Annotated in this window: 11 protein-coding genes; 3 read left to right on the top strand and 8 right to left on the bottom strand. The window is 56.6% G+C overall.

The features are described 5' to 3' along the window. Nucleotides 1-11: 11 nt before the first annotated feature. The 7 genes from FMN52_RS01105 to FMN52_RS01075 all read right to left on the bottom strand — a co-directional run bounded on the left by FMN52_RS01105 (nt 12) and on the right by FMN52_RS01075 (nt 12,648). A complete protein-coding gene (locus FMN52_RS01105; protein WP_240339362.1) occupies nt 12-1,319 on the bottom strand; it encodes a DUF3883 domain-containing protein in 1,308 nt (435 codons plus the stop codon). Further along, on the bottom strand, nt 1,316-1,657 hold the full coding sequence (locus FMN52_RS01100; protein WP_240339361.1) for an HIT family protein: 342 nt from the start codon (nt 1,655-1,657) through the stop codon (nt 1,316-1,318). Before FMN52_RS01100 ends, FMN52_RS01105 begins: the two co-directional genes overlap by 4 nt. A 43-nt stretch (nt 1,658-1,700) precedes the next feature. Then, a complete protein-coding gene (locus FMN52_RS01095; RefSeq protein ID WP_148606879.1) occupies nt 1,701-4,346 on the bottom strand; it encodes an AAA family ATPase in 2,646 nt (881 codons plus the stop codon). Next, nucleotides 4,343-5,464 carry a DNA repair exonuclease gene (locus FMN52_RS01090; RefSeq protein ID WP_148606878.1) on the bottom strand — a complete coding sequence of 374 codons (1,122 nt, stop codon included), beginning with the start codon at nt 5,462-5,464 and terminating at the stop codon, nt 4,343-4,345. The genes FMN52_RS01095 and FMN52_RS01090 overlap by 4 nt, the downstream gene beginning before the upstream one ends. A gap of 115 nt (nt 5,465-5,579) precedes the next feature. Next, a complete protein-coding gene (gene fdhF / locus FMN52_RS01085) occupies nt 5,580-8,450 on the bottom strand; it encodes a formate dehydrogenase subunit alpha (protein ID WP_148606877.1) in 2,871 nt (956 codons plus the stop codon). 11 nt (nt 8,451-8,461) lie between these two features. Further along, on the bottom strand, nt 8,462-10,177 hold the full coding sequence (locus tag FMN52_RS01080) for an NADH-ubiquinone oxidoreductase-F iron-sulfur binding region domain-containing protein (protein ID WP_148606876.1): 1,716 nt from the start codon (nt 10,175-10,177) through the stop codon (nt 8,462-8,464). Between the two features lie 197 nt (nt 10,178-10,374). Continuing rightward, nucleotides 10,375-12,648 (bottom strand): EAL domain-containing protein, encoded by a 2,274-nt coding sequence (locus FMN52_RS01075; protein WP_148606875.1) that lies wholly within the window; start codon nt 12,646-12,648, stop codon nt 10,375-10,377. An 894-nt stretch (nt 12,649-13,542) separates the two neighbouring features. Here FMN52_RS01075 and FMN52_RS01065 point away from each other — a divergent pair. After that, nucleotides 13,543-14,382: a MotA/TolQ/ExbB proton channel family protein gene (locus tag FMN52_RS01065; protein WP_205424875.1), complete on the top strand. Its 840-nt coding sequence runs from the start codon at nt 13,543-13,545 to the stop codon at nt 14,380-14,382. Continuing rightward, nucleotides 14,369-15,106 carry an OmpA family protein gene (locus tag FMN52_RS01060; protein WP_148606873.1) on the top strand — a complete coding sequence of 246 codons (738 nt, stop codon included), beginning with the start codon at nt 14,369-14,371 and terminating at the stop codon, nt 15,104-15,106. The genes FMN52_RS01065 and FMN52_RS01060 overlap by 14 nt, the downstream gene beginning before the upstream one ends. Nucleotides 15,107-15,486: 380 nt before the next feature. On the opposite strand, the gene FMN52_RS01055 is transcribed toward FMN52_RS01060, so the two are convergent. Further along, nucleotides 15,487-15,783 carry a hypothetical protein gene (locus tag FMN52_RS01055; RefSeq protein WP_148606872.1) on the bottom strand — a complete coding sequence of 99 codons (297 nt, stop codon included), beginning with the start codon at nt 15,781-15,783 and terminating at the stop codon, nt 15,487-15,489. A 395-nt stretch (nt 15,784-16,178) separates the two neighbouring features. Between FMN52_RS01055 and FMN52_RS01050 the strand changes: the two genes are divergently transcribed. Further along, the gene (locus FMN52_RS01050; protein WP_148606871.1) at nt 16,179-16,784 is read left to right on the top strand and encodes a hypothetical protein; all 606 of its coding nucleotides are present in this window, start codon (nt 16,179-16,181) and stop codon (nt 16,782-16,784) included. Nucleotides 16,785-17,392: the final 608 nt, after the last annotated feature.

Genomic DNA, 17,392 nt, shown 5'->3' with positions numbered 1-17,392 from the left:
AATTTTTCGGGTTAAAACCGAGCTCTGTAATTCTGCGGCAACAAATGCACATGTTGCTCAATCGCCCCCGGCAAGATGAAGAATCTCGGAGCAGTGGTAAATTCGTAAACCCGATACAAGCGAAAAGCGTCTGAGTAGTCATTGGAAAACGCCCGCTCATTCTCGCTAATAAAAAACGGCAAATATTTCCCTGAGTTCGTCGCCTTAACCTCCAGGAAACGCTCTTGATCCCCCGTCGAGTCAAAAGACCGAATGTCGAAACCTAATCCGTCGCCACGCTCCTTACTCGACCACTCCACATCTGCCGCCAGGTCCGGCCTACCTTGTGCGGTAAGCCTCTGCTTCTCCAAGCGAAGAACAAATTCTTCAGCGCGCTCGCCAAGCTGGCGATTTCGGCGTTCCCTTTCAGAGAAGTCGATACGTTTCGCTAGGTAGCTTGGCCTGTTCTCGGCCACATGAGGAATTCGCTCTGGCGGTTCCGGATCAAACACCGAATCCCAGGCCCGATCACTATGATCCGGCTCTTCGGCGACCTTATCCGCAACGAGATTAACGTCATCAACGACCTTCTGATGGCCCGCAAGATAAGACAGGACTACCTGTTTGAGTTGTTGCTGATAATTGAAAGCGGGTTTGTAACCGGGGATGTATGGGAGCCCCAACTCCAAAAACACAGCACTGACGTTCTGGTGTTTGTATTCGATCGAGCCCTCAGAGCGACTATTAAGGCGCGGCTGCAGTGCCCTGCGGTGTGCCGCCTTGCTGTAGGCGGCACCAACGAGGTGTTTCTCGAGCATCGTCACATAGTCATTGACCAAAAACTCGCATTCTAACCAGTCCCAACCACCACGCTCAGGTTGAAGAAGATCACGAATCGCCTTTTCATCAAGGCTAGTTAACAGTGCGGACTTGAGAAGCTCGCGGGCAATCCGGTTCCCCAGCAGTTCGAAAAGCTCATCGTCCAGAAACGCGTAATCAATGTGAGCGTTAATGACGCCCGGCGATGTCGCAGTTGTAAGTTGCTGATAGATCTCTTGTTGGCCGGGTCTGACTTTGTGGTGCCAAAAGCCTTCACTATGAAGGTGGAAGAAGGGTAAATGCGGATTGTTGTGATCGGAGTGGGATTTCAGCGCCTGAAAACGCTCAGTGAAATGGCGTTTTAGATTTTCATCAAAATAAATCCGGTTGTTCGTAATTTGCCCCGACTCTATGAGATCCATGACCGCCTGCAACATGGCCACTTTATGGGGGCTTTTTTTACCACCACGACGATTCAAACGGAGCGTCAAGAATCGTTTCTCGTAATCAAGCAAACTCATCGCCCACTCCAGTAATCCGCTTTCTCCGGGATGACCCATCGTACTCCGCCACGAGGATCTTGCTGGTCGCCCACATACCTGGGAATCAGGTGACAATGCATGTGCAGAACCGTCTGACCTGCCGCTGCTCCACAATTCATACCAATATTGTAGCCATCCGGCTGATAGCGCTCTTCAAGCCACTGCTTGCCTTGCTCTACCAGCTCCATGATGGCTTGTTGCTCAGCCGCAGTCAGATCAAACCAGTCGGCAGCATGGCGATTGGGAACGATCAACAAGTGACCTTCAGAAACCGGAAAGCCATCCATCCGGATATGAGCCAACGCGTTCGACGGCATTGAGCCTTTTTCTGATGTCTGATTAACGGAGCAAAACGGGCAGTCATGTTGCATTAGGCACTCCTTTCGATGCCTGAATATCCACCGGCGGCACACCCAGGTCCTGCCACTTCTCCGGATGGCAGGTAAACAGCAGTATTTGATGCCGGCTGGCCGCATCAAACAGGATGCGCTTCATGTCCTCGAGCCGGTCGCTGTCACTGTGTACCAGGGTGTCGTCCAGGATGACCAGCGTTGGCCTTCCGGCTTCCCGCAGCAGATCGGCATAGGCCAGGCGGCTGATCAGGCCCATCTGTTCCCGGGCGCCAAAGCTCAGTTCGGTGATCTGTCCCAGTTCGCTGCCCCGGCTGAAGGTGCCCGGGCGTAGCTGTTCGTCTACTTCCAGCGACGCTTCCGGAAACAGCACTGAAAGGTAGTGGTTCAGGTGTTTCTGCAGCGGCGCCTGGAGTCGACGCGTCAGGGCCTGGCGCTTTTCCGTGAGCAGGGTCAGCAGCAGATCCAGCGCCTGGGCGCGGCGGTGCAATTCCTGATAGCGCCGGTTGCACTGGTCGTATTCCGCCTCTTTCTCGTTGAGCTGCTCTTCCAGCCCTTCCGCGCCCCAGGCTTCCAGCCTGACTTTGATATCGCGGAGTTCGCGGCCCCGGTTTTCCTGGGTTTGGCGCAGCTGATTGACCGCATTCTGGTAGCGTTCGATATCCTGCCGGAGAAACTCCGGGCGGGCCTCGCGGATTTCCCGTTCGCGGCGTTCGAGGCTGGCTTCGAGCTCACCCTGCTGTTTCTCGATGGTCGCCAGGTCGGTGGTTATCTGGCGGAGTTGCTCCTGGCGCTCCGGGCTCTTTTCTTCATCCGCCAGCCGCTGCCATTCGGTTTTGGCGTTGTCCCGGGCCTGTTTCAGGGCGGACAGACTGGACTGATGCGCGCGCTCATCGGATTCCGCTTTATCGAGCGCGTTGCCAGCTCGGGCGAAAGCGGCCTCCGCTTCTTCCAGCGCAGGTACGTTTTCTTTCGGATCCGGTTTTGGCGTGGCTTCCAGTTGGCTCCTGGCTTTTCCCAGTTCGCTTTCCGCCTCGCTCTGCTCGGAGACCAGTTGCTCAAGGCCTGCCGGCGCCAGAGATTTAAACAATTCGTCGGCATGCTTCACGGCTCGTGCAGCACTTTCAAAGGCGGAAAGACGATCCTCCGCCTGTTGCACGGATTCCACTCCAAGGGTCTTCAGCTGTTCTTCCAGGTTTTCCTCAAGGGCTTTTAGCTTCCTCCGGGTGCTGGCCAGCTCTTCCCCGCCGGGCGTAATGCCAAGGGTGCCAACCCCCGGGATCACCAGGGTCGATTCTTCCAGAAGCTGTTGCTCGCCTTGCCCGGTAAGCGACTCATCGTTCAGCGTCAGCGAAGCGCCAGTATCCAGCTGCCAGGTCAATCGGGTGGCGATGGTCCGTGAGCGGATGGTCTCTTCGTTCAGCTGGTTCCCGGTTGCTCTCAGCTTTTTGACCAACTCTGCATCGATGCGGTTCTCCCTGGCCTGTTGCCTGGCTTGCTCCAGCTGCTGGTGGTATTCCTTTGCTTTGGCAAGGTTCTGGGTCAGCACTTGTTGTTGCTGTTCAAGCCGGCGGACATCCTGCTCCAGCCTTTGTCGGGTTTGCAGCAAGCCGGCAAGCTTGCGTTGCTTTTCAGCTTGCTTATAGGCAGTTCTGGCTTCTTGCAAACGGCCTGCAATCATCGGCGTTTGCGCTTGCGCGGTGGCGAGGTCTCGCTCCGCACGGTCCAGTTCGGATTTTCGGCCCTCGAGCTGGCGACTCAGGCCTTCCAGGTGTTCTTTGTTCTGCTGCAGCAATCGGTGATTCTGCTGCAGCTGGCCAAGCGTGGCCTTTTCCTGGGTTTGCTGCTGCTCCAAGCGTTCTACCTGCTGATACCGTGCCCGGGCTTGCTCCAGCTGTCGTTGGGCCTCTTCCCAGGGGCGCTCGGTCTCGGCCTGATCATAGTCCTGGGCCAGCTTGCCGAGTCGGTCGACCTGCTCCTGGTATTTATGCACCCGCTCCTTCAGCTCTTCAATTTCCAGCTCATATTGAGCGCGGTCTTTTTCCAGTTTCAGGTAATCGCCCCGGGGCTTGCCAGTGCCGGTCAGCAGGGTGTCCCGCTGGCTGCGAACCGTCTCGATCAGGTCGTCGCCGCCGGAACTGGCCACCTCGCCCACCATGGAATTCAGTGCAGACTTCAGGTGATCGCCAGCGTGTTCTATGGCCTGCTCGATGTCCTGCCCGGTGCCCTGCTCCACCCACAGCAGTCCCGGTATGCCCCAGTGTTCTGCTTTGCTGGCGCCGCGTTTCGGGTACTGGTAGCCCAGCAATTCAGCCAGTTTTTCTTCGGCGTCGTCTTCACTGTAGGTCTCGGTGCCGACAACCAGGTCGCACCGTTTGCGCTGGAGAAAGCTTTTGGTGAGACGCCAAACACGGTTGTCGTGCTCAAAATCCAGCTCGATGGTCGGCGCCGCGGCAGAGTCGCCCCACGGGCGCAGGTCGTCAACGGCCGTTGAACGATAGCGTTCGAAAAACGCCGCACGGATGGCACGTACCAGCGTGCTTTTGCCGGACTCATTGGGGCCGTGAATCAGGTTGAGGCCGGGTTGCAGGTTGTCCAGAACAAAAGGTTTGCGGAACTGGCGTAGCTGTTCAATGCGCATTCGCTGCAGCTTCATTGCCCCACCTCCTGTTCCCGTTCCCTGAGGAGCCCCGCCAGAATGGCCAGGGCATCCCGGGCGACATCGTCCTGGGCCCCTTCTTGCCGCTCCCGCAGGCTTTCAACCACCTCGCCCACGTAACCATCCGCTTTCAAGGCCGCGATGTCCTCATCGGTAGGTGCAAGCTGAAGCCCGCTCCGCTCGCAACGAAGACTGCGGAATCGCGCTTCGGCAACGGACAAGGCCTTCAACAGGGTTTCTTCGCCGGCCAGAGTCACCGAGCCTTCGAGGCGCAGATCAACCACGGCGGATTCGGGCAAGGCGTTCAAACGCTCCAGCAACTGTTCAAGATCGGACTGGACGGTGAGGGTTTCCCGCCACTGGTGCCACTGATACCGCCCCGTTGGGAGTGAGGTCACTGTCGGGGTTGCCCCGGGGTCGGACACTTCAACGATCAAGGCATTGCCGGCTTCGTTATTCCGGAACCGTTCCGGCTCGGGCGTTCCGCTGTACCAGGTGCGTTCATCGATCTGTTTGGTGCCATGCCAGTCGCCCAGGGCAAGGTAATCAAGCCGGCTGGCTTCCGCCCGCTCCGGCGCTATGGGGTTGGTGGAATCAATCTCGTCCGGCAGCAGGCCCTGGACGCTCCCGTGGGCCAGGCCGATCCGTAGGAAGCCTTCCGGTGACTCGTAGCCGCTGAACGGCTCGGTCAGATCGCCGTAGGTATGCCGCTGGGTCAGCGGCGCGCATAGGATGCTGAGGCGCCGCTGCTCCAGGTTGATAACGCCGGGCTGCAGCGCCAGGTGTACGTTCTCAGGTACTGCACCGAGGCGCTGGGCTCGCGTCCACACGCTCTCTGCCAGGGCGGCGTCGTGGTTGCCGGGCAGCATGACCCAGGGGCCAACAAAACCCTTCGTGGCGTTGAATACCCGCCGGATCGTGCGATCGGACACCGTTTGGGCATCAAACACATCACCGGCGACCAGAACGGCATCGCACTGATGCTCATTGGCCAGCTGTGCGAGCGTTTCGATGGCCTCAAACCGGGCCTCGACCAGGGCTGCACCGTCTTCGGTTTCAAAGCGGGTAAACGCCCGGCCCATCTGCCAGTCTGCCGTATGCAAAAACTTTGGCATTTTATCTACCTGAAAGATCTCGGAATTTTGGCGTTATTCTAGACTACCCGCGCCTGTTTTACAGACGCGGTGCGACAATGAACGTCGTTCGGGAGGAGTTTGTTCGCTTCAGAATCTATGCCGGGCTCAACCTGCAGGCTGCGTACTTGAACTCCGGAATCTTCCCGTCCGGGTCCAGCGCCGGGTTGGTGAGCACGTTCGCTGCCGCCTCCACAAAGGCGAAGGGGACGAACACCATGCCCTCGGGCATGGTCTGATCGGCCCGCGCCGTCAGGGTGATGGTGCCGCGCCGAGTGGCAATTTGGATGTCATTGCCCGAGGTTACGCCCATACGATCCAGCTCCGCTGGAGCCAAGTAGGCTGCAGCTTCCGGCTCCCGCTCGTCCAGCACCCGGCTGCGACGGGTCATGGCTCCAGTGTGCCAGTGCTCAAGCAATCGCCCGGTGGTCAACACGATGGGGTAAGCCTTATCCACCGGCTCATCCGGTGGCATCGGCCGAGTTGGCGAGAACCTCGCCCGGCCTCCTGCGCGTGGAAAGGCATCCGAAAAAACGACGTCCTGGCCAGGAGCATCATCGGCGGTACATGGATAGGTCACCGATCCTTCGCGTTCCAGTCGGGACCAGGAGATATGATCGAGTGAGTGCATGCCCTGCTTCATTTCTTCAAACACTTGCTCTGGGCCGGCGTAATTCCAGGCCAGCCCGAAACGCCGGGCCAATTCCTGGATAACCCACCAGTCGGGCTTTGCCTCCCCCGGCGGCGCCAGCGCAGCCCGGCCCATTTGCACCTGACGGTTGGTGTTGGTGACGGTGCCGGATTTTTCCGACCAGGCCGCTGCCGGCAGGATGACATCGGCAAACTGGGCGGTCTCGGTAACGAACAGGTCCTGCACCACCAGGTGCTCCAGGGCAGCGAGCGCGGCACGGGCGTGGGTCAGGTCCGGGTCGGACATCGCGGGGTTTTCGCCGAGGATGTACATGCCTTTGATGGTGCCCGCCTTAATGGCGTCCATAATCTCCACCACGGTGAGCCCCGGCTCCGGGTCCAGTTCAATGTTCCAGAGCTCTTCAAAAGCGGCGCGCAACTGGGCATCCCCGACCGGTTGGTAATCCGGCAATACCATGGGGATCAGGCCCGCATCGGAGGCGCCCTGCACGTTGTTTTGCCCCCGCAAAGGGTGCAGGCCGGTACCGGGCCTGCCGGTATGGCCGCACGTCAGGGCCAGGGAAATCAGGCAGCGGGCGTTGTCGGTGCCGTGCACATGCTGAGATATGCCCATGCCCCAGAAGATCATCGCTCTATCCGCCTGCGCGTATGCACGAGCCACTTCGCGAATGACTTCTGGCTCAACACCGCAGACCGGGCTCATCACCTCTGGGGTCATGCCCTCAACGCTTGCCGCCAGCGCATCGAAGCCTTCGGTATGGGTGTCGATGTAGTTCTTGTCGAAAAGCCGCTCGCTGATGATCACATGGAGCATGGCGTTGAAGAGCGATACGTCGCCACCGGGCGAGAAACGCACGCTGCGCCAGGCATAAGCGTCCAGCGCCTGGCCCCGGGGATCAATGATGATCAGTTTGGTGCCGTTTCGTGCTGCCTGCTTGAAGTAGGTGGCGGCCACAGGATGATTGACCGCCGGGTTACAGCCGGTGAGGATCACGACATCCGCCTCCAGCGCCTGCATGAAGGAGGCGGTTACGGCGCCCGACCCGAGGCACTCCATCAATGCGGCCACGGAGCTGGCGTGGCAAAGCCGCGTGCAGTGATCCACATGATTGGAGCCGAAACCGGTGCGCACCAGCTTTTGGAACAGCCAGGCTTCTTCGTTGGAGCACTTGGCGCTGCCAAAACCGGCGAGCGCATTTGGGCCGTGTTGTATTTTTAGTTGGGTTAATCCGTTGGCCGCCAGATCCAGTGCCTCTTCCCAACTTGCCTCTCGGAAGTGCGTTAACGGATTGGCCGGATCAAAGTCCGGGTCGAGCCCCTTGGGGACGCCCTCCCGCCGAATCAGCGGCCGGGTGAGCCTTGCCGGGTGTGAGGGGTAGTCGAAACCAAAACGGCCTTTCACGCAGAGCCTGCCCTGGTTGGAGGGGCCATCTTTGCCCTCCACAAAGAGAATACGCCCTCGCTGCTCGCCCGCTCCTGATTGGGCGCTGGCAGGCTCGTCTTTCACGTGATAGGTCAACTGGCAGCCCACGCCACAATAGGGGCAGACGGAGTCCACGGTGCGGTCAGCCGTGGCGGAGTCTCCGCGCCCCTGGGCATCGATCAGGGTGGCGGGCATGAGCGCGCCCGTCGGGCAGGCCTGCACGCATTCGCCACAGGCAACGCAGGTGCTGTCGCCCATGGGATCATCAAAATCAAACACGACCTTGGAAGCGGCACCGCGATGCGCCAGGCCGATGACGTCATTGCCCTGCACTTCGCGGCAGGCGCGCTCGCACAAACCGCAGGTGATGCAGGCGTCCAGGTTCACGTTCATGGCCGAGTGAGTGGCGTCATGGCCCCGGGCATGGGCCAGCGAATCCGAGCGCAGCGCAACATGGTGAACCGTTGGCTCCTCACGCTCTGAACGAGCCGGGAGACGTTGGCGCACCGCGCCGGCATCAATGGCCAGTTGATCCGCCGTTTCCCACAGATGGCTTGAACGATCGGGGCTGCTCTCTCGCTCAGGCTGGTCCGCCAGCAGTAATTCCAGAACCCCTTTACGGGCCGTCTGAACCCGTGAAGAGCCAGCACTTCGCACCACCATGCCGGGCGCTGCCTCGCGGATACAGCTTGCGGCGAGCACCCGCTCACCCGCCACTTCCACCATGCAGGCGCGGCAATTGCCATCCGCTCGGTAACCCGGGGCGTCTTTGAAGCAGAGGTGCGGGATGGTCTCGCCGGCGCGCTTGGCCACCTGCCACAGGGTTTCGCCGGGGTAGGCCTGCACTTCAACTTCGTCCAGTGTCAGGGTAAAGCTTTTGCTGGAATCGCTCATGGAGGCCTCCCCTAACCTTTCGCTATCAGGTTGCTGCTGGCCAGTTCGCCGCGGAAGTCTCGCAGCAGGCTCAGCACCGGATTTGGAGCCGCCTGGCCAAGACCACAGATGGATGCATCCGCCATCACACCGGCCAATTGCTGGAGCGTCTGCTCATCCCAGGCATCCCGCTCCAGCAAGGTGAGCATCTTCTCGGTGCCCACACGGCAGGGCGTGCATTGGCCGCAGGATTCATCCGCGAAGAAGCCCAAGAGGTTGGCAGCCGCAGCCTGCAAATCGTCCTGGTCAGACAAAACGATCACGGCGGCGGAGCCGATGAAGCAGCCGTGTTCCTGGAGGGTGTCGAAATCCAGCGGAATGTCGGCTTTGCTGGCCGGCAGGATGCCGCCGGACGCCCCGCCGGGCAGATAGGCCAGCAGGCGATGCCCTTCCGCCATGCCGCCGCAATATTCCTCGATCAATTCATTGAGAGTGATACCAGCGGGTGCGACGTGCACACCGGGCCGAGCAACCCGACCGGACACCGAGAAGCTCCGAAGCCCTTTGCGACCATGCCGACCCTGGCTGGCGAACCAGTCAGCGCCCTGGGCGTGGATGCGAGGAATCCAGTAAACCGTCTCGACGTTGTTAACCAGCGTGGGTTGATTAAACAGTCCCTTCTGGGCAACAAATGGCGGGCGATGGCGTGGCTTGCCGGGCTTGCCCTCCAGAGACTCGATCAGGGCGGATTCTTCGCCGCAGATGTAGGCGCCCGCGCCACGGCGCAGGATCACAAAGCCCGGTTCTACGATGCCGGCAGCTTCTAATTCGGCAACGGCGTCTTTCAGCACAACGAGGAGGCCGGGATACTCGTCTCGAAGGTAGATGTACAGAGCCTGCGCCTCAACCGCCCAGGCACTGACCAGCGCGCCCTCCAGGAATCCGTGGGGCTCGCGTTCGAGGTAATAGCGATCCTTGAACGTGCCAGGCTCTCCTTCGTCCGCGTTAATCACCGCGTAACGTGGCCCGGGTTCGGCTCGCACGGCCTGCCATTTGCGATAGGTGGGGAATCCCGCGCCGCCGAGGCCGCGCAAGCCGGCCTGCTCCAGCTCCTTCGCCAACGACTCGATGCTCACCCGGCCTTCATGGCAATCGGCCAGCAGTCCATAACCGCCGGTCGAGCGATACTCCACCAGACCTTGCCACTGGATTTCTTCCGGGTGAATCTGCCCCTGCTCTACCGCCGCTCCCACAGTCTGGGCATTGGCATGGCAAACGTGATGATGACCAACTTCTACCACTGGCGCCGTGTCGCAGCGCCCCATGCAGGGCGCGCGCCGCACACGTACCTTGGCGGGATCCGCCCCGTCAGAGACCGCCTGATGCAGCGCCTCTGCTCCTGCCAGTTGGCAGGAAAGCGAGTCACACACCCGCAGAGTTATCTCAGGTGGTGGGGTTTGTTCATCGTGAACAACGTCGAAATGGGCGTAAAACGTGGCCGTTTCATAAACGGCGGCCATAGGCAGATTCATGAAAGAAGCCAGGGCCCGGAGCCGAGGCATGGAGAGGTAACCGTAGGTGTCCTGCAGTGCATGCAGGTGCTCAATCAGGCGGTCGCGGTGGCGCAATGACGAATCGGTACGTTCGTCACCGATCAGGTCTCGCAACTCCGACAGTAGAGCTGGTTCCAGCTGACGGCCACGGAGAGCGGACCGTCGACGTTTGGCCATTTGTTCGTCTGTGCTCATTGTTTTTGACCACGCACCGAGGTACGACAGACCACATTTTTAGCTGGCCTGACACTATACAACTCATTGAAGCATATCAGGGTGGGGTGCCACCAGACGATCGTAAATTGACTGGATGGCGAAACGGGGCTGGCGCCTACGACGAAAGGAAGCGGACCTGATCCAGCCGGCTTCCCCGCCTGGCCTCTCTGCAGGTGTTACGCTGAGGCAGGATTTCCTGATGACGAGCCCAGATAGTCCATCAAATCGGCGCTGCTCATGGGACGGGCAAACAGGTATCCCTGCAGACCAGTCAAAGACTTTTCGTGAAGTATGCGAGCCTGGAGCTCAGTTTCTACACCCTCGGCAATAACTTCTAAGTTGAGGCTTCTTGATAGAGCAGCCACGGAATCCACGATGGCTTCTCCGGCGGCTGTTTCTCCCAGTTCGCGGATAAAGCTTTTGTCGATTTTCAACTGGTCCACATCCAGACGATGCAAATAAGCTAGAGACGAATAGCCGGTGCCAAAATCATCAATTGCGAACCGAAATCCCCGCTGCCGCAAGGCCTGCATCTGCTGATAGGTTTCCTGTTGTTGGCCCATCAAGAGATTTTCGGTGATTTCGAGGGTAAAGCGGTCTGCAGTCAGGTCATACCTTGCCAGGAAAAAATCGAGACGTTCAGTGAGCTTGTAGTTTTGGAGCTGGAGGGGGCTGATATTGATGGCAAGCCGGAAGACGGGCGGCAGTCGATCTTTCTTGCGCAATTCTGCAAGCATCTGGCAGCTCTGTTCGAAAACGATATCCTGAAGCTGATAGATCAATCCTGCCCGTTCCGCCACCGGGATGAACGCATCCGGGGGAATGGCGCCTTCTTCCGGATCAAACCAGCGCAGCAACGCCTCTGCGCCGAAGAGTGCCCCGTCCGGTGTCAACTGAGGCTGGAAGTAGGCCACAAAATGCATGCTCCGAATGGCTTGAACCATCCGACGCTCCAGGTCCAGACGCCGGTCAGCCTCCCGTTGCAGCGATTCTTCAAAGAACGCGACTCGATTTCCACCCAGACGTTTGGCCTCATACATTGCTGCGTCTGCGTTGCGTAGCAGGTCTTCTGTTTTCAATCCGGGCTTGTCGGCCAGGGCTATCCCGACGCTGACGCTGACGCTGTAGGCATGGCCCTGACTTTCCAGGGGCGCATTGAAGCAATCGAGTATTCTACGCCCCACTGCTGCAGTGGATTCGGCCAGTTCATCCTTGCCGGTTAAAGTCTCCCGCAACAACACAATGAATTCATCTCCACCCAGACGCGCGACCATTTCCGAACGGCGCGTCTGATCCTCAAGCCGCCGGGCAACCTGCTGGAGCAGCAAGTCACCCTGTTGGTGCCCCAGGCTGTCGTTAATACGTTTAAAATCATTAAGATCGAGGAACATCACTGCACCGCTGGCGTGGCCGCGATTCACCTCTTCGAGAAGCTGCTCCAGCTGTTCCTCAGCATGGCGGCGATTGGGCAAGCCGGTAAGCGCATCGAACAACGCCAAGCGGGCGGCGTTTTCTTCGGCGCACTTACGGGTCGTGACTTCACGGGCCATCCACAAGACGTAGGAGTCATCACGACCATCGGTATAGAAATCATCGACGATCGCGGTTCTGCCCTCGAAGACTCGGCGCTCGCCTTCAGTCACAACTTCGTACTCGAAGATCTGCATCTCTCCAGTCGCGAGTGTCTCGCGCGCTACCTTCATCACCTGTGCTGCGAGTTCGGGCTCGAACAGGTTTTCTATTGACTGGCCCCACAGTGTCTGCGGTGGTGTCGTCAGCTCGAAGGTGTCACTGCAAAAATCAATGTAGTGACCTGACTGATCGAGCACGATAGCCACATCCGGGATTACCTGCATGACAGCAGTAAGCCTGGCGTTTATCTTTCCCAAAGCTGCAGTAAGCCGGGACTGTTGTTCAGCCAGCCTATAATGATCAATGACAAGCAGTGCGAGGGCCGAAAAAGCCTGGATTAGATACAAATGCAATCGTGAGGGGGAGCGCTGGTCGGGATAGTAAATGGCAAAACTGGCGAGAACAGCACCGTCCGAAGCAATGATAGGATTTGACCAACAGGCGCCCAGTCCGTTTGACATGGCCAGGTCCCTAAAGTCCTGCCAAAGCGGATCGGTAGCGATATCGGTGACCACCACCTGCTCTCGACGAAAGAGCGCTGTGCCGCAAGAGCCTATGCCTTCACCTATAGTCACTCCATCGATAGCCTCGCAGTAGGCCTCCGGCAGGCTAGGAGCGGCGCAGTGTTTGAGTCGTTGACCATCAAGTAACAAAATGGAGCAGAGGGCGCGGTCCTCTTTCAGAGTTTGCTCTATCTCGCGGCAAAGCAATTCCATGCTGGAGACCAGACCATCGCCACGAATAGCTCTCTCCAGAACCTTTCGCTGGATCTGGTATATGGCCAACCTCTGGGACTCGTCCAGTTCGCTCTCATCCATGCAAGGACCTTTGTGTTGTGATCTGCGATGTTACCTTGAGCCTAAATATTATTGCACTATATAGCCAGCACCGAGGGTGCGGGGAATGCCACACGGCACTACAATGCCTGAGAGTCGGCCAGTCGGAAATGCCTAGAGTGGCTAAAACAACACCTTAGTTGTCTTGGGTAAGCTGAAAACGACTAAGCTAGAGGGTAGCAGGTCACCAAGAGGCGACTCTATCAGTTGATTTAGCGCTGGCTTGTCGCAGTGTAAGTGCAGAAATATGGGTTCCCAGGAATAAAGAATCCCTATTGCTCCATGGGCAGGTTCATGAAAGCTGAAAGGGCCCTAAGACGGGGCATGGAGAGGTAACCCGTCTGCATCCTGCAATGCATGCAGATGCTCGATAAGGCGGTCACGGTGGCGTAATGAAGGGTCAACGCTTTCGTCACCGATAAGGGCTCGCAACTCTGACAAGACATCAGGCTCCAGCTGACGCCCGCGAGGTGAAACGCGCCGGGGTTTTACCACTTTTCGCCTGTGCTCATTGTTTTGACCATTCCCCGAACAGGCTGAACCTAATTGTTTTAAAACCAGTAAGCAGCCGTAGCAATCCGTAATGACATATTTTAGCGTCAACTATTCTCAATAATAAATGTCGCCCCGCCCAGAACCAGATTGCCTTGCTCCGAACGCATTGTCACTTCAAAGTTAGGGCGCGAATCCTATCAATGGCCTTGCCCCCGTCCGGGGCTTGAGATTATTGCCGAAGGTGTCGACACTGAGGCACACGAAACTGGATTGTTGACCATAGACGCCCGGAATTCCTGAGCTGTTTGTTCGGGAAGCCACCTACAAACTACCAACGCTACTTCTATGAATCTCTCAACTTTGTTAGGCATTTTGCTTGGTTTGACTTCGGTTACGGTGGCTCTGTTCTTCGCCAGTGCCGATGCAAGTCATTTGGTCAACCTGCCGGGGCTGGCTATCGTTCTTACTGGCACTGCGGCAGCGGCCTTTATCGCGTATCCACTACGAGAGATTGGTCAGGCCATGCTTGCAGCAGGCAAAGTTTTCCGTAACGAGCGCATGCACCTTGAGGATGATGTTGAGGAGATCATTCGGGTTTCCCGGCTCTGGTACAAAGGTGAGCTCCAGGACACAGGTAAAAAACTGGTCCACATAAGAAACCCCTTTCTCCGGACCGGGGTTCAGCTTGTTCTGGATGGCGAAGGGTTTGAAAACATACTTGAGCTGCTGACCTGGCGCCTGAATCGTCTCAAGGCTCGCGAACGTAATGAGGCCGGTGTATTCCGAGATCTTGCCGGTTTTGCCCCCGCATTCGGCATGGTGGGTACCGTTATTGGCTTGATCACGATGCTGGTGCAACTGGGCAACCAGGATTTCACCCAAATGGCGATGGCCATGGCCGTGGCGTTGTTAACAACACTCTACGGCATGCTGCTGGCTCACCTTGTGTTCAAACCCATTGCTATCAAACTGGAGCGCCGCACAGAGGCCCGAATCGTGATGATGGGCATGATCATTGAGGGTGTCCGGCTGATCAGCGAGCGTCGCCAACCCTCGTTGGTGAAAGCCACACTCTACTCGTTCCTGGTGCAGCATCAGGACGAACTGCATGACACTGGCTCAAAGCTTACCGATGATGAAATTTATGCTCAGCAGGCGCATTTAAACACTGCCAAAAGCCATTCCGACCTGCCAAAGGAGTCGGTCCGTGACAACCGATGAGGGAAAGGCTCAAGGTTCAGACAAGCCATCGCCAGGTCTGATTTCCAACATGCCCGAATTCAGCGCTCAAGCCTCCTACTCTGACAAGGAACAAGGCGACGGATGGGTCGTCAGTTTTCTCGACATGATGATTCTGGTATTAACCTTTTTCGTGGCGTTCATCGCAACCCAGATGCCCAGCCCGAGCATTCTTGCAGACCAGCAGAACAACGAGTCAAAAACCGAGGTGGCACAAGCGATAGGCGAGTCTGGCGCTCCGATAAATGGAGATGAAGGCGACAATGCCATGGTCGCGACGCCTTCATTGCCTACCAGCTTCAATCAAGCCGCTGAAGACCGCAGGGTTAGCATTGATCAATCCAACGATGGCGTCACTCTGACCATCGACGACCGCTTTGTTTTTCCCTCGGGCAGCGCAGATATCAGTCCGGAGGGTATAGAAACCATCGAAAGACTGGTGCCGTTCCTCAAGGACCTACCTGGAAAAATCGAAGTATATGGCCATACCGATAATGTACCGATTCGCACAGAACGATTCGCTACCAACTGGGAGCTTTCGGCCGCCCGGGCAGTCAACATTGTGCGTCTTTTGATCATGCAGGGGATTGAGGAAAACCGCTTAAGGGCGGTTGGTGTGGCTCACACTCAGCCAATAGCGAGCAATACAACGGAGCGTGGCCGCAGCAAAAATCGACGGGTAGAGATTCAGGTCAGGAAGCAATAACTGCTCGTTGCAGATGAAAGCAATTTTCTGCTCGCATTTGGGCAGTTGGAATTACCGGGGAAATAATGGAGGCGCGGGTCGGAATCGAACCGGCGTACACGGAGTTGCAGTTTGGCACTTTTAATAAATATAAATACTATACTTTCAATTAGTTGAGAAACATTTCTTAGAAACTAAGTGAAGCCAAAATGGCATTTTAGGCGTCAGTAATATCAATAAGTTGCGTTACCTTTGTCGCCATCTACTTTGTCCGGCTTCACTTGTGGGCGCACTACCCTAGCCTGGCTCCCTGTTCATACCTGAGTAACCGAAGTTCTGCACCAGCAGCGCAAGGCGGAGTTTGAATCGAGAGTTAAATAAACCCCGCCCAGTCACCCATCTCAATCCAGTCCTAACTCTATGAGCCATTCTTTCAAGAATGGGTTTTGCTTAAACACTTCTAAGACCATACAACTTGTAGCGGCCGCCAAAAATGTAAGGGTAATTTTGTTCCTCATTAACGGCGTAACGACAGCATACACCGTATCAAAGTTTTCCCAGGCGCTGGCTTCCTCGCTTCCATAGCCGGACGGGGTTATCAGAAAGATCCAACCCACTATGATTGCGGCTACAATCGCCTTCAGCAGTTGCACAGAAAGTTCTGATCGGATGATGTTGGTGATAAATTTTGTTTGCATAGTCTGAGCTCCTTTTTGTTGTCAGAAACCCAATGCTTGCACAGATCCCAAATCCTCCAAATTTGCTGAGACTTACGATGTTGGAGACTTCCCAAAAAAGTGTAGGATTAATTTGGGATAGTTTAATGAGGAAGTTCTTATGAACCTGATGGCTGGCTTTTTGGGTTTTTCAGCATTCACCATCACATGTTTGGCTATAGGTCTCTTGGGCTATTGGCAAGCCGATCGGCTAGAGAACTACGCACGAATCTACGCGCGGAAAGCCAGGCAGAAATCTGCGATGAGACGCCACCGTTAGAGGCCCCGACACAGGTAACGAATAGTTTGAGAACAGCTATCTTCGTCCTAACACAAGCAGAGATATGGGAGGTTGGGCTTTGGAGATTTTAAGCCCATTGACTGATTTCGAAGCCCGAGTGATTAGGGCGCTCGGCTTTGGGGCATGTTTGCCAGCCGGCAAGGGCCTGGACGATCACTTCCATTTAACCAAATCAATTCCAAACAAAATTTGGCCATCAGCCGAACCTCTCTCAGTCTCAGAAAAAGCTGTACTCAAACAAGGAGGGGCTCGGGGCCTCGAAGCTTCTCCCACATCTCTTGAAGGGCTGAAAAACCGCACAAAGATTTCTTTGCAGGTGATTTCAGAGTGCAGGTCCATTGCGGCCCAGACACTCACGCTTAAGGAGGTCTCGAGATTACTCCACGCACCGGAAGATATGGTGATAATCGAATCAAACCGCACACCCCCGAGCTTACTGGCGTTGACACTTGAAGATTCCACGCCAGTATTCTTCGGTTGGCAGTTTAGCGATTCAGGCAGACTACCCCACCTTGCCGAATTACTAGTGTCAGCTGAGGCAATTGATCGTCCTCTCACACTGACGCGTTTCATGCTGACACCGACTGCTGATCTGGATGGCCTCTCACCGAGAGAATGGCTTTTGAGCGGCTACGAACTAGGCCCCGTGAAAACCTTATCGATGTTTATGACGCAGACATAACTGTCGCTAAGTAGATGGGTTCGAGTTCTGGCCCACCTCTGGTTGCGAGCTTGGACACCAAGGCAACGTACACAGGTGTCGTAAGCGCGCACAATTACATTAAAAACACCGCTCGAAACCTTCAAAATCGCTACAAATAATCGGAAGGCGCACTACCAAGTCAGACGTGCGCAGAGGCAACGTTCAGCCCACGTAATTGCGAAGCTTTGCCCATTGGCGTTTCTGATCTCGCTAGGCTCGTTACCCGATACGCAGGTTTGGCCGACCTGCAGGAAGCGAGGACGAATTGTTCGAATTCGACAGATTTCAGCCTTACGACGTTACAGACAACTTCTTGGGCTGTTGCAGATTTGGGCCTTGGAGAGAGATCGGGGGCTTCATATTAACCAGTACTCATCAATACAGCCCTAACTATACTGAAATCCGCGATGTCGCCCCTGCAGTCCTGCAAATTGCTAATACTGAAAAAAAGTCATTCTGAGTTGTATTCTTTCGAGTTACTTGCCGCGAAATCTTCCGCCAGCGATATCAACAATGTTTTCTGACTAGCAGTGAGTCTAGATAAATTCATGATCCGATTTGAGCTAGCATCGTGGGCAGCATCAGAG

Origin of the sequence: Marinobacter sp. BW6 (genome assembly GCF_008107725.1) — a bacterium.
In the GTDB taxonomy this organism is placed as follows: domain Bacteria; phylum Pseudomonadota; class Gammaproteobacteria; order Pseudomonadales; family Oleiphilaceae; genus Marinobacter.
Note: the sequence above shows the minus strand (reverse complement) of the source record. Positions and strands in the feature narration are given on the sequence as shown.

What these genes read in the sequence shown, in the direction of transcription:
- FMN52_RS01100 (WP_240339361.1), bottom strand. Translation starts at nt 1,657, where the DNA reads ATGCCGTCGAACGCGTTGGCTCATATCCGGATGGATGGCTTTCCGGTT.
- FMN52_RS01105 (WP_240339362.1), bottom strand. Translation starts at nt 1,319, where the DNA reads ATGAGTTTGCTTGATTACGAGAAACGATTCTTGACGCTCCGTTTGAAT.
- FMN52_RS01080 (WP_148606876.1), bottom strand. Translation starts at nt 10,177, where the DNA reads ATGAGCACAGACGAACAAATGGCCAAACGTCGACGGTCCGCTCTCCGT.
- FMN52_RS01095 (WP_148606879.1), bottom strand. Translation starts at nt 4,346, where the DNA reads ATGAAGCTGCAGCGAATGCGCATTGAACAGCTACGCCAGTTCCGCAAA.
- fdhF (WP_148606877.1), bottom strand. Translation starts at nt 8,450, where the DNA reads ATGAGCGATTCCAGCAAAAGCTTTACCCTGACACTGGACGAAGTTGAA.
- FMN52_RS01055 (WP_148606872.1), bottom strand. Translation starts at nt 15,783, where the DNA reads ATGCAAACAAAATTTATCACCAACATCATCCGATCAGAACTTTCTGTG.
- FMN52_RS01075 (WP_148606875.1), bottom strand. Translation starts at nt 12,648, where the DNA reads ATGGATGAGAGCGAACTGGACGAGTCCCAGAGGTTGGCCATATACCAG.
- FMN52_RS01090 (WP_148606878.1), bottom strand. Translation starts at nt 5,464, where the DNA reads ATGCCAAAGTTTTTGCATACGGCAGACTGGCAGATGGGCCGGGCGTTT.